The sequence below is a fragment of the Clostridiisalibacter paucivorans DSM 22131 genome (assembly GCF_000620125.1).
Lineage (GTDB): Bacteria > Bacillota > Clostridia > Tissierellales > Clostridiisalibacteraceae > Clostridiisalibacter > Clostridiisalibacter paucivorans.
Genome location: NZ_JHVL01000017.1, coordinates 14,822 through 26,980, shown reverse-complemented (window position 1 = coordinate 26,980; position 12,159 = coordinate 14,822). Strand labels below are relative to the sequence as shown.

At 32.1% G+C, this 12,159-nt stretch carries 11 protein-coding genes; all 11 read right to left on the bottom strand.

Annotation, left to right across the window (positions count from 1 at the left end):
- Positions 1 to 27 precede the first annotated feature (27 nt).
- The 11 genes from Q326_RS16940 to Q326_RS0107045 all read right to left on the bottom strand — a co-directional run bounded on the left by Q326_RS16940 (position 28) and on the right by Q326_RS0107045 (position 12,147).
- The gene (locus Q326_RS16940; RefSeq protein WP_034601523.1) at positions 28 to 384 is read right to left on the bottom strand and encodes a LytR/AlgR family response regulator transcription factor; all 357 of its coding nucleotides are present in this window, start codon (positions 382 to 384) and stop codon (positions 28 to 30) included.
- 245 nt (positions 385 to 629) lie between these two features.
- Positions 630 to 2,477 carry a 7TM diverse intracellular signaling domain-containing protein gene (locus Q326_RS17930; RefSeq protein ID WP_051531275.1) on the bottom strand — a complete coding sequence of 616 codons (1,848 nt, stop codon included), beginning with the start codon at positions 2,475 to 2,477 and terminating at the stop codon, positions 630 to 632.
- A 105-nt stretch (positions 2,478 to 2,582) separates the two neighbouring features.
- Positions 2,583 to 3,524, bottom strand: coding sequence for a response regulator (locus Q326_RS0107085; protein WP_026894744.1), 942 nt, complete (start codon positions 3,522 to 3,524; stop codon positions 2,583 to 2,585).
- A 218-nt stretch (positions 3,525 to 3,742) separates the two neighbouring features.
- Positions 3,743 to 5,572 (bottom strand): glutamine--fructose-6-phosphate transaminase (isomerizing), encoded by a 1,830-nt coding sequence (gene glmS / locus Q326_RS0107080; protein WP_026894743.1) that lies wholly within the window; start codon positions 5,570 to 5,572, stop codon positions 3,743 to 3,745.
- Between the two features lie 381 nt (positions 5,573 to 5,953).
- Positions 5,954 to 7,300, bottom strand: coding sequence for a phosphoglucosamine mutase (gene glmM / locus Q326_RS0107075; protein ID WP_026894742.1), 1,347 nt, complete (start codon positions 7,298 to 7,300; stop codon positions 5,954 to 5,956).
- A 215-nt stretch (positions 7,301 to 7,515) separates the two neighbouring features.
- Positions 7,516 to 8,406 carry a YitT family protein gene (locus Q326_RS0107070; RefSeq protein WP_026894741.1) on the bottom strand — a complete coding sequence of 297 codons (891 nt, stop codon included), beginning with the start codon at positions 8,404 to 8,406 and terminating at the stop codon, positions 7,516 to 7,518.
- Between the two features lie 380 nt (positions 8,407 to 8,786).
- Positions 8,787 to 9,323, bottom strand: a complete 537-nt coding sequence (locus Q326_RS0107065; protein WP_026894740.1) for a 2-oxoacid:ferredoxin oxidoreductase subunit gamma family protein — start codon at positions 9,321 to 9,323, stop codon at positions 8,787 to 8,789.
- Positions 9,324 to 10,070 (bottom strand): thiamine pyrophosphate-dependent enzyme, encoded by a 747-nt coding sequence (locus Q326_RS0107060; protein ID WP_026894739.1) that lies wholly within the window; start codon positions 10,068 to 10,070, stop codon positions 9,324 to 9,326.
- Positions 10,070 to 11,131, bottom strand: coding sequence for a 3-methyl-2-oxobutanoate dehydrogenase subunit VorB (locus Q326_RS0107055; protein ID WP_026894738.1), 1,062 nt, complete (start codon positions 11,129 to 11,131; stop codon positions 10,070 to 10,072). Before Q326_RS0107055 ends, Q326_RS0107060 begins: the two co-directional genes overlap by 1 nt.
- 25 nt (positions 11,132 to 11,156) lie before the next feature.
- On the bottom strand, positions 11,157 to 11,423 hold the full coding sequence (locus Q326_RS0107050) for a 4Fe-4S dicluster domain-containing protein (RefSeq protein ID WP_284071428.1): 267 nt from the start codon (positions 11,421 to 11,423) through the stop codon (positions 11,157 to 11,159).
- Between the two features lie 49 nt (positions 11,424 to 11,472).
- The gene (locus Q326_RS0107045) at positions 11,473 to 12,147 is read right to left on the bottom strand and encodes a nucleotide-binding protein (protein WP_026894736.1); all 675 of its coding nucleotides are present in this window, start codon (positions 12,145 to 12,147) and stop codon (positions 11,473 to 11,475) included.
- Positions 12,148 to 12,159 lie beyond the last annotated feature (12 nt).

Below are 12,159 nucleotides of genomic sequence, written 5' to 3'. Positions count from 1 at the left end.
ATATAATTCCTCCTTCTATAAATTGATTTAAAATTTTAGTCTTTTTAAAGTTTTTGCTAATCTTTCTTTTTTCACAGGCTTTATAATATAATCCAATGCCCCTAATTCAAAAGCCTTCTCTGCATACTGATGATAGGCTGTTACAAATACAATCTTAGTGTTTGGACTTTGAACTACTATCTTATTAAATAATTCTAATCCATCCATTTCTTCCATTTCTATATCCAAAAAAACCACATCTGGCTTCATAGCTGAAATTTTTTTAAGTGCATCTCTTCCGTATGTATATGTTCCCATCACTTTTAGTTCTGAAAACACTTCTAATTCCATCTTAAGTACTTCTAAAGCACAGTATTCATCATCTATTAATACAGCTGTAAGCAATTTTCTCTCCCCCCTTTTTACTATTTGTTGGAAAACTTAATTGCTCCTATACAATAATAACTTTCTGCTTAATTATTACTGGCTATTATCTGCCAATTACAAACTACTTTTGACTTATTTTTTATTATACAAAACTAAACCTTTACAAAACCTTTACAAAACGACTTGATTTGATAATTTTCATTAAAAAAACAGCTAAAAATAGCTGTTTTTGAATATCTACTTAAAATTTTATATGAAAATATTTAATTATAATTTTTACTCTTTCTCCGTATAATCATAGAAATCTTCGTTCCTTTATTAGGGCTGCTTTTTATTGTAAGTCCTTCCCCATAGAATCTATGAAGCCTTTTATTTATATTTGTAAGACCTACACCTTTACCTTTGTCTATATCATCATGAATAACTTTATCTATTTCTTCCTCTGTCATTCCTAAACCATCATCTTCCACTTCTATCCTAAAATTATCATCTTCTTTTTTTACTCTTAAAATAATTTTACCAACACCGTTTCGTTTTCTAATCCCATGAATTATTGCATTCTCTACTAGGGGTTGTAAAATAAGTGGAGGAATTTTCAAATCAATAATTTCATCTAATTCATATATCACATTAAGCTTGTCTCTAAATCTAGCCTGTTCAATATTAACATATGTCTGTACATATTCAAGTTCATCTTTTAAATATACTAAATTACATTCTTTCTTAAAATCAAATGTATGTCGCAAGAATCCTGATAAATCTAATAATAATTCTCTTGCTTTTTCAGGGTCAATCCTGCATAAAATAACAATTACATTAAGAGCATTATACAAAAAATGAGGCTTAATTTGAGCATGTAAAAATGCCATTTCATTTGATTCAGCTTCTTTTTCTGCATCTTTATACAATAATAAGGCATTTTCTTTTTCTTTAGTTAAACTTTTTACCATCTGTACTAAAGCTGTAGATAATAAAACAGCTTGAATTGCAACTGCTATAAAAGTTATATTAATTGTCATAACATTATTGGGAATAACTCCATAATGCCTTAGAAAACTGATTCCTAAACTTATCAATATAAAAAGCCATCCAAGTATGAACAGTTTGGCTTGTCTAAAGCCTTTGTTATAAGCCTTAAAAGCTACAAACATCATAAATATAGATCCTATATTGGAAATACTATGTGCATATAAATTTGCTAAAACAGTCTGATTTCCTATTAAAAAAATAAATCCTAATAAAATGAGTAAAAATAATACTTTTAACATTTTATTATATATAGGGAAAAAATTTTTTATCCGAAAAAATTCTCTAAAAAATAAAACCATCGCAATCATTGCCATTAGAGAAATTGTAATAGTATTTGCCATAATCCACCTAGTATATTTGGGAAAAAAGAAATTATAAACACCTAATAAGTTGCCCTGATATAAAAACATAAATATAATATATATTCCAAAATAAAGACTAGATCTATCCCTTAGCTCCATATAAATAATAATATTTTGAATAGCTACTGCTAAAAGAATGCCGAAAAGAATGCCATGGATCATAAGATTATTTTTTTCAGCTTGATTAAATTCATCTTCTGACAAAAAAGTTATTTTATAATTTTGTGTGAAATCAGAATATACCTTAATATAAATATCTCTATCAAAATCTATATTTCCATCTAACTTAAATACTGGATAAAAAAAATCCTCATCCTCTCTATTTTCTCCAAAATACCACCCTGAAGAAAATTCTCTATATTCAGAAACATTCTCTTTTAAAACAGGCATATATAATCTTACTTCTGTTACAGTAGGATTATATATGGAAATATATTCTTTATATATACTAGAGTCTATTTTGTCTAGAGGTATTCGTATCCAATATGTAGAAGCACTTTTCCCAAACGAAAATAGATTCCCTTTATTTGTAATTGCTTTGTCTAACTTAAACTTCTCCCGCACTTCTTCAAAATCCATATTCCCACTAGTATCCTCATAATACTCAAACTCAACATTATATAAATAACTAGATTTTTTTTCTATTTCTTTTATTTTTAAAAAGCTTACTAATACTATCATTAAAATTAAAAATACTTTTTTCAAATTTATATTTGCCATTTTCTAACCTCTATTCATTTATATGAGTCAAACTATTAGCAACAATTACTTAATTTAGGAATTACAGATATATGGGGATTGCTTTTGAAGAAATTTATCTATGTATCAAAGTTTATTATGTAACTTATTCATATAGTAATTCTCTTTATCTATGTCTTTTTTTGCTTTAAAATATTTCACCATTTTTTTTAAAAGCTTAATATATATAATCTCATAATATTGACCTTGTTCTATACTCCAATCATAACAATGTTCATCTAGTAACATACCTTTATATCGCTTAACTACTTTTTCAGCACAGTCTATATTTTCATCTGTAATCTTTTCCAGTTTTTTAATTTCTTCTTTAAACTTTATAATATCCACATCTACTTCTTCTATTTTTAATCGTATTTTACCTCTAACTGATTCTAATGGAATTTCAAACCCCAATTCTTTCGATTGTTTTTTTAGATAATGATATGCCAAGTAAAAATTAGATTTGCTCTTCTTCATATCTAAATCTGGCCATAATGCTTCTGCTATCTTATTTTTTAAAACAAAGTTCCCTTCTCCACATGCTAAATATGCCAATAACTCTTCTACTTTTTTTGTTCTCCATACTATGTCCAATTCCTTCTCATCAATATTTATAGATAAATGTCCAAAGCAATTTATAGAAATTGACCTATTTGATATAGATGGAGTATACATCTTTTGCAAACGATTTGTAGTTTTTTCTAATCTTTCTTTACGTACAGGTTTTACGATATAATCCTTTGCATTGAGTTCAAATGCCTCAACCGCATATTCATTATATGCCGTAACAAAAACAATTTCGGTTTCAGGTGAAAGTTCTAATAATTTACTAAACAATTCAAGTCCGTCCATTTCTGGCATATCAATATCTAAAAAAACTACATCTGGCCTCAATCTCTTTATATTTTCAATTGCCTTTTGCCCCTCTTCATACATAGCAATTACTCTTACTCCTCCTATATCTTCTAATTCCATTTTAAGACCTTCCAAAGCATAATATTCATCATCAATTAATATGGCATCAAGCATAATTTCCACTCCTTTTTATATGCTAAAAATAACTTTGTCTTTAAAAATATTTATTTATATTATATCAAAATATACTGTATAGTTCAGTGTACAATCACAAAAAAATCATGATTCATACAGCCTGAAAAGGCACTGAATCATGATTTTCTAGGACGACTTTTTTATTATTCAGTCGCATTTTTATTGTTTTACAATATCATTTCCCAGGAAATATTACATTATTCTACGGTAACTGACTTTGCTAGATTTCTTGGTTTATCTACATCATTTCCTCTTGCTACTGAAACATAATATGCAAAAAGCTGCAATGGTATTACTGCTAATATTGGTGTGAGTTCATCAAAGGTATCTGGTATATATATTACTGTATCTGCTGATTTTTCTATTTCTGTATTGCCTTCTTTTGCTATTGCTACAACATATGCTCCCCTTGCCTTCACTTCTTTTATATTAGAAAGCATCTTATCATATAATTTATCTTGGGTTGCCAATGCTATTACTAAAGTCCCCTTTTCTATCAACGCTATAGTTCCATGCTTAAGTTCTCCTGCTGCTATGGCAAAGGAATTTATATAAGATATTTCCTTTAACTTTAGGGATCCTTCCAATGAAACCTCCACATCTAATCCTCTACCCATGAAAAATACACTTTCATTATTAAACTGGCTACTTGCTAGATGTTGAGTTGTTTCATATTTATCTAATATATTCTGTATCTTTTCTGGCATATTTTTAAGTTCCTCTATTATTTCATTATACCTCTCTGTAGACAGTGTACCCTTAGTAATTCCCATATTAAGTGCTATCATATACATTGCAACAAGCTGTGTTGTATATGCCTTCGTAGATGCTACTGCTATCTCTGGTCCTGCCCATGTATAGAATACATCATCAGACTCTCTAGCTACTGAACTACCTACAACATTTACTACTGATAATATCCTAGCACCCTTTCTCTTAGCCTCTCTTAGAGCTGCTAATGTGTCAAGGGTTTCTCCCGATTGACTTATGGCTATAAAAAGTGTCTTATCATCTACAAAAGGATCTCTATATCTAAACTCTGAAGCTACATCTACTATTACTGGCACCTTTGCATATTTTTCTATGGCGTTTTTCCCTACTAATCCTGCATGGTATGCCGTACCACATGCTACTATATATATTTTATCTATCCTTTCTAAATCTTCTTTAGTTATCTTTATTCCATCCAGATTAATAATCTTGTCATCTTCTAATCTTCTATTTAATGTCTGACTAACTCCCTTGGGTTGTTCATATATTTCTTTTATCATAAAATGTTCATATCCTTCTTTTTCTGCTGATTCCACATCCCAAGTTACTTTAAAAATATCCCTCTTCTGTTCTTGCCCAAATTCATTAAATATCTTCACATCATCTTTAGTAAGTAATACGACTTCTCCATTTTCTATTAGGTACATATCCCTTGTGTATTTCAACAATGCAGGTATATCCGATGCTATGAAGTTTTCATCTTCTCCTATTCCCACTATAAGGGGACTGTCTTTTCTTACTGCCACTATCTTATCTGGTTCATCTTTAGCTACAACTCCTATGGCATAGGCACCTTCCATCTTATCTATTGCCTTATATACTGCATCTAATAAATCCCCTTCATAATAATAGTCTATTAGATGTGCTATTACCTCTGTATCTGTCTCAGATTTGAAACTATGTCCCTTTTCCTTCATCAACCATTCTTTTAATTTTATATAGTTTTCTATTATCCCATTGTGTATTACTGCTATATTTTGTGAGTAATTGGTATGGGGATGTGCATTGGTATCTGATGGCTCCCCATGGGTAGCCCATCTTGTATGTCCTATACCCACAGTACCAGAAATATCCTTATCCTTAATTTTTTCTTCTAATACGGCTAATCTACCCTTATACTTCTCTACACATATATCTCCGTCATTAAATACTGCTATTCCTGCCGAATCATAACCTCTATATTCAAGTCTTGATAATCCATCTATCAATATATCAGTGGCCTTTTTATCGCCAATATATCCAACTATTCCACACATTTAAATTTCCTCCTCTTTTATTAGTTATTAGTTCCTATGATAAAAATCTCTAGAATTTTTTCCGCAAACTAATAACCACTAACTATTTTTCATCAAAAATAGACCCACTACTAGTGAGTTTAATCCACCTGATTATTTTGTCCCTATAATTACTTATAGGTTTTGTTAATCTTTAAGGGTAGTGGCTTATACCCCAGGGCATCCGCCGAAAACTTCGATAAACCCTGACCTCGTCAACATGATGTGCATCATGTTCTGGCGCTTTTCTATTTGATTTTTTCACTTTTCCATAGGCCTCACCCCTTTCACTAATATATATTTAGTTCCTAGAAAATAATGACGGCCAATGGCCGCCACCATATCTTCTAAGGGTTATTCTTTCTAACCCAATCTATTTTCTATAATCCCTGCTAATTCTTCCGCTAATTTTCTTATTTCTCCTTCATCCTGTCCTTCTATCATAACCCTTACTAGGGGTTCTGTACCTGATGGTCTTATCAATACCCTTCCTTTTCCTTCAAAGGACTTTTCTAGTTTTTCCACCTCAGCTTTCACTACTTCATCTTTCATAAATGTATTTTTATTACCATTTTTTACTTTGGCATTTACTAATACTTGAGGTAGTTGAGTCATTACTGTTGCCAATTGAGATAAAGATTTACCAGTCTCCTTTATTACAGATATAAGTTGTAGGGCTGTAAGTAACCCATCTCCTGTTGTGTTGTAATCTAGGAATATAATATGCCCCGATTGTTCTCCACCTAGAGAATGGCCACCTGATACCATCTCTTCTAATACATATCTATCTCCTACTTTAGTCTTAACTATATTTATATTATTTTTATTTAGACACATGTCCAGTCCCATATTACTCATGACTGTGCCTACCACTGTCTTTGTTCCTAATTTTCCTTTATTAGCTAAATGAATACCACAAATAGCCATGATATGGTCTCCATCTACTATATTTCCTGTTTCATCTACAGCAATAAGCCTATCGGCATCTCCATCAAATGATACTCCTATATCTGCCCCTGTTTCAAGCACTAATTCTTGTACCATCTCAGGATTAGTAGATCCACAATTCACATTTATATTCACTCCATTGGGTGTATTATGTATTACTTCAACTTCTGCTCCTAATTCTTTTAATAATATAGGAGCTGCTTCATAAGATGCCCCATTCCCACAGTCTATTGCTATTTTTAGTCCTTCAAAGTTTACATTTATAGTAGTCTTTAAATACTGAGTATATTCTTCTATGGCATTTTTTACAATCATTTTTCTGCCTACTTCTTTTCCTGTAGGTCGAATATCCACATCTGCATTTTCTAATATTATATTCTCTATCCTTTCTTCTACTTCATCTTTCAGTTTATATCCATTGGAATTAAAAAACTTTATTCCATTATATTCTACTGGATTATGAGATGCTGATATTACTATCCCTGCATCAGCATTATGTGCCCTAGTTAGATAGGCTACCGCTGGAGTAGGTACAACTCCTACTGACAACACATCTACTCCTACTGAACATATACCAGCTATTAGAGCTGATTCTAACATATCTCCTGATATCCTTGTATCCATCCCAACTACTATCTTGGGTTGTTTTTTTCCATTAGTCAATATATATGATCCTATTCGTCCTAATTTATATGCTAATTCCGATGTTAATTCCTCATTTGCTATTCCACGAACTCCATCGGTACCAAACAGTGTTCCCATTTTTGCACCTCCTGATATATATACTACTTTATAATACCATATACTGTGCATGTCCACAAGATTATTACAAAAAACACAAAAAAGGCGATCAAAATAACCGCCCACAAATTTTAAACAGACATATAGTTATGACAAAGGTGTAGAATAATACCTACTAACTTATTATACATCTTTATAATTAAACTGAGGATAGTCAATGACTATCCTCTCTCAACCTATATCCCTATGCTCTTAAATCCTCGGCCTTTAACTTCTTCTGTATCATTTATAGTTATAAATGCCTTCTCATCTACTTTTTCTACTATTTCTTTGAGTTTTACTATTTGAGTCGATGTCACCATACAGTATATAATCTTTTTATCGCTTTTACTGTATGCACCTTCTCCATTTAAAAATGTAGCACCTCTATTTAGATTCTCCATTATAGAATTTGCTATATCTAGAGGTTTATCAGAAATAATTATCACGCTTTTACTAGTATCTATTCCCTGCTGCACCTTATCTACTATTTGATACGCTATATATAACCCTATTATAGTATACATAGCTGGTTGAAGCCCAAATAATATTGATGATAGACTTATTATTATGCCATTTACTCCCATCAATGCAGTCCCTATATTCATATTAAGCTTTCTTTTAAATATAGCTGCTATTATATCTAATCCCCCTTGGGAGACCTTATTCCTAAACATTATACCCATTCCTAATCCATTTAACAATCCACCAAATATCGTACTCAACAATAAATCATTCACATTTATATATTGATATATGCCTTCTGTAAAACTCAATAATAGTGAAAGTACTAACATAGATATGAAGCTATATATTGCAAACTTCTTATCTATCATTTTAGCTCCTATTATAAATATAGGTACATTCATAATAAAGACTAGCCACCCTGTGGGCATATCAGTCAAATAATGTACCATTATAGCTGTTCCACCTACTCCTCCACTCAATAATTTATTAGGTATTAAGAAACCATTAAATGCTAAGGCACATAAAAGATTTCCTAAAACAATCGCAAATAATTTGGTTAAGGGTTCCGCTAAGTCAATTGTATTTAGATCTGTCTTATTAACCCTCTTAACTAATTCCACAATAAACCCTCTCTTCTTTCGGGGAAAATCCCCTTTTTTTTAATTAATTATATTATTATTTTCAAGCACATTATACTAAGGACTATTTTTCATATCAATATCGAAAAACAACCGATTACGCTAATCTATAGATACTGTACTCAATATTTGAGATTTTACTATTCAAATCAAGGGCTTAGTGGTTAGTACTCTGTTTTCCTACCAAAGGTGTTTTTTTTGCAAGTTGCATATTTTTTAGTATCTTTTTTCTCTAATATTCATTGATATATAGTACAGATATACCATTTCTATGAATACTATTTTTTTTAAAACTGCAATAGTTTAAATATAATTTCTTTAAAAAAATCATCGGATAATATTATCCGATGATTTTTAATGTTTTATTTAACTACTGATGCGCCTTTTTCAAGGGCCTTCTCATTTATTGGTAAAAGATGGGACTTGTTTTCTCCGAACACTTTCTTAAATGCCTCTAATATTGAATCAACTTTTACTGCATTAGTTAATTCTAAAAATGCTCCCAGCATTACCATATTGGCAACTTTAGCATTTCCTAAGTCATTTGCCAAATCATTCACAGGTACATAGTAAACATCTATATCATCTCTAGAACATTTTTTATCTATTAATGAACTATTTATAAATAATTTGCCTCCTGGCACAACATCTTTTTCAAACTTATCCAATGAAGGTAAATTCATAACTACTGCTGCCGTAGCCTCTGTAACCACTGGTGCTCCTATGGGTTCATCAGAGATTAATACATTACAGTTGGCAGTACCTCCACGCATTTCTGGACCATAGGATGGTAACCAAGCAACATTTTTATCTTCAATCATTCCAGAATAAGTCAAAAGCTGTCCCATAGCCATTACACCTTGACCACCGAATCCAGCTATTATAATTCTCTCATCCATTTACTCCACCTCCTCAGGGGTACGGAAATTTCCCAATGGATAATATGGAATCATATTATCTTCTAACCATTTCAATGCCTCTACAGGAGTTAATCCCCAGTTTGTTGGACATGTAGATAATACTTCTACTATTGCAAAACCTTTACCTTCTAATTGTATTTCAAATGCCTTTTTAATGGCCTTTTTAGCCTTTCTTACATTACCAGGGGTATTTACTGCAACCCTCTCAACAAACTTTGCTCCATCTATTGTAGCAAGCATTTCTGCTATTCTTAAAGGTTTACCACAATGGGCTTCATCCCTACCATATGGTGCTGTAGTAGCCTTTTGTCCTACTAGAGTTGTAGGTGCCATCTGACCACCAGTCATACCATATATGGCATTGTTTATAAATATAGTAGTTATCTTTTCTCCTCTATGGGCAGCATGAACTATCTCTGCTGCACCTATTGAAGCCAAATCTCCATCTCCTTGATAAGTAAATACTACATTTTCAGGAAGCACTCTTTTTATTCCAGTAGCCACAGCAGGTGCTCTACCATGGGCAGCTTCATGCATATCTACATTAAAATATTTATACGCAAGTACTGAACATCCAACAGGTGCAACGCCAACAGCTTTTTCTAACACTCCCAATTCTTCTAATACTTCTCCTACAAGTCTATGGACTATACCATGGGTACATCCTGGACAATAGTGAAACTGAGTATCTGTCAATCCCTTAGTTTTATCAAATACTACTGCCATTACTTTTCACCTCCAATTATAGCTTTTACTTTGTCAATCATTTCATTTGGAGTTGGTACCATACCACCGTATCTTCCATGGAAATGTACAGGATATTTACCTTTAACTGCAATCTTAACATCGTCTACCATCTGTCCTGTATTCATTTCTGTTACTAATATACCTTTACACTTATCATTTATTTTTTCAAATGCATCATAAGGATATGGCCATAATGTTATTGGTCTTATAAGTCCTACTTTTATTCCTTCTTCTTCAAGCTTATCTATGGCAGTTTTAGCTATTCTAGCTGTAGTTCCATATGCTGCTATAACTACTTCAGCATCTTCTATATTATAGGTTTCAACCTTAACTTCATTATGCTTTATTTCATCATATTTCTTTTGAAGATGAATATTATGCTCTTCTAAATCTTCTGGTTGTAGATATAGAGAATTTATTATATTAGGTTTTCTTTTTCCTTCTGTTCCTGTTGTTGCCCAATCTTTTTGTGGAAGAGCTCTTTTCTTAGGCTCTTTAAATTCAACTGGTTCCATCATTTGTCCTATCATACCGTCTCCTACAACCATTACAGGATTTCTATACTGGTCTGCTATGTCAAATCCTTCTATTATAAGGTCAACTAATTCTTGAACATTGGATGGCGCCAATACTACTAATCTATAATCTCCATTTCCTCCACCTCTGGTAGATTGGAAATAGTCTGTTTGGGAAGGTTGTATACTACCTAGTCCTGGTCCACCTCTCATTACATTTACTATAACACATGGTAACTCTGCACCTGCTATATATGAAATACCTTCTTGCTTCAAAGAAATTCCAGGGCTTGATGAAGATGTCATAACCCTTGCACCTGCACCTGATGCTCCATATACCATATTTATAGCAGCTATTTCACTTTCTGCTTGTAAAAATATTCCTCCTATTTTAGGCAACTCTCTAGCCATATACTCTGGACATTCACTTTGAGGTGTTATAGGGTAACCAAAGAAATATTTGCATCCTGCTTGTATAGCCGCTGCACCTATGGCTTCATTACCCTTCATTAAAACTTTAGCCATTGATTTTTACCTCCTTTAAATTTATTTATTCGGTTATTCTCTCTACCTTTATAACTACATCTGGACACATAGTAGCACAATTTGCGCAACCTATGCATTTATCCATATCTGTAACTACTGCTGGGTGATATCCCTTTACGTTTATTCTCTCTGTATCCAATGTAATTATTTTCACTGGACATACGGTAGTACATAGCCCACAGCCCTTACATCTGTCTTCACTAAAAGTCACCTTTCCTTTTGCCTTTGCCATTTTCAACCCTCCCTTATTAATACAATTTAATTGACAAATATTGAATGTTAAATTATATAAAAAAACTCATATGAGTTTTTTATTAACTTTAACTCATCCATTCTTCCCTCATATACATCTTTATAGGGAATATTTCTCCTTCAATCTCATCGGGATTTAAGTCTTTAGCTACTTTTTCAATAACAGATGTGTATCTTATGGGTATATTTAGCCTTTCAGATAATTCTTTAGCCAATTTTTGTCCCTTTAACACATCTTCTACTGTTGTACTTTTGAGGAGATGTGTATTGTTTATTATGCCAGTGACATTGGCCCTCGCAACTACTTCTATATTTTTAAGATAATGTATTGCACCTTCCACAGTAGAAGTTTCCTTTCTGTTGGCATTTAGTACAAAAAACATATCATACTTACCTTTTTCAAAATAATCTACATATCTACCCAAAGCCCTAGCACCTATAGGGTCTCCTCCTACATCAAGTACCGCTTCATATTGTTCATTTTGAAGAGGGGCTGCCACTTCTGATGATATAGCGGGAATATCTACTGCTGATGCACGGACTGAACTACCTATAACTTTTACACCATATTTAGCTAATTGTTCAGTTTTTTCACGACTTCTAAAATAAGGGTTTACAACATCTAAATCTGATATGACTACTTTTTTTCCAGACTGTGCCAATTTGACAGCATAATTCACAGCAAATTCTGTTTTTCCACTGCCATAATGCCCCGTTATTATCCTGATCCTTTTATCATTCATTCTAATAATCAC

Coding starts and splice junctions, on each gene's coding strand:
- Q326_RS17930 (WP_051531275.1), bottom strand. CDS start 2,477: ATGGCAAATATAAATTTGAAAAAAGTATTTTTAATTTTAATGATAGTA.
- Q326_RS0107085 (WP_026894744.1), bottom strand. CDS start 3,524: ATGCTTGATGCCATATTAATTGATGATGAATATTATGCTTTGGAAGGT.
- glmS (WP_026894743.1), bottom strand. CDS start 5,572: ATGTGTGGAATAGTTGGATATATTGGCGATAAAAAGGCCACTGATATA.
- glmM (WP_026894742.1), bottom strand. CDS start 7,300: ATGGGAACACTGTTTGGTACCGATGGAGTTCGTGGAATAGCAAATGAG.
- Q326_RS0107065 (WP_026894740.1), bottom strand. CDS start 9,323: ATGGATGAGAGAATTATAATAGCTGGATTCGGTGGTCAAGGTGTAATG.
- Q326_RS0107060 (WP_026894739.1), bottom strand. CDS start 10,070: ATGGCAGTAGTATTTGATAAAACTAAGGGATTGACAGATACTCAGTTT.
- Q326_RS0107055 (WP_026894738.1), bottom strand. CDS start 11,131: ATGGCTAAAGTTTTAATGAAGGGTAATGAAGCCATAGGTGCAGCGGCT.
- Q326_RS0107045 (WP_026894736.1), bottom strand. CDS start 12,147: ATGAATGATAAAAGGATCAGGATAATAACGGGGCATTATGGCAGTGGA.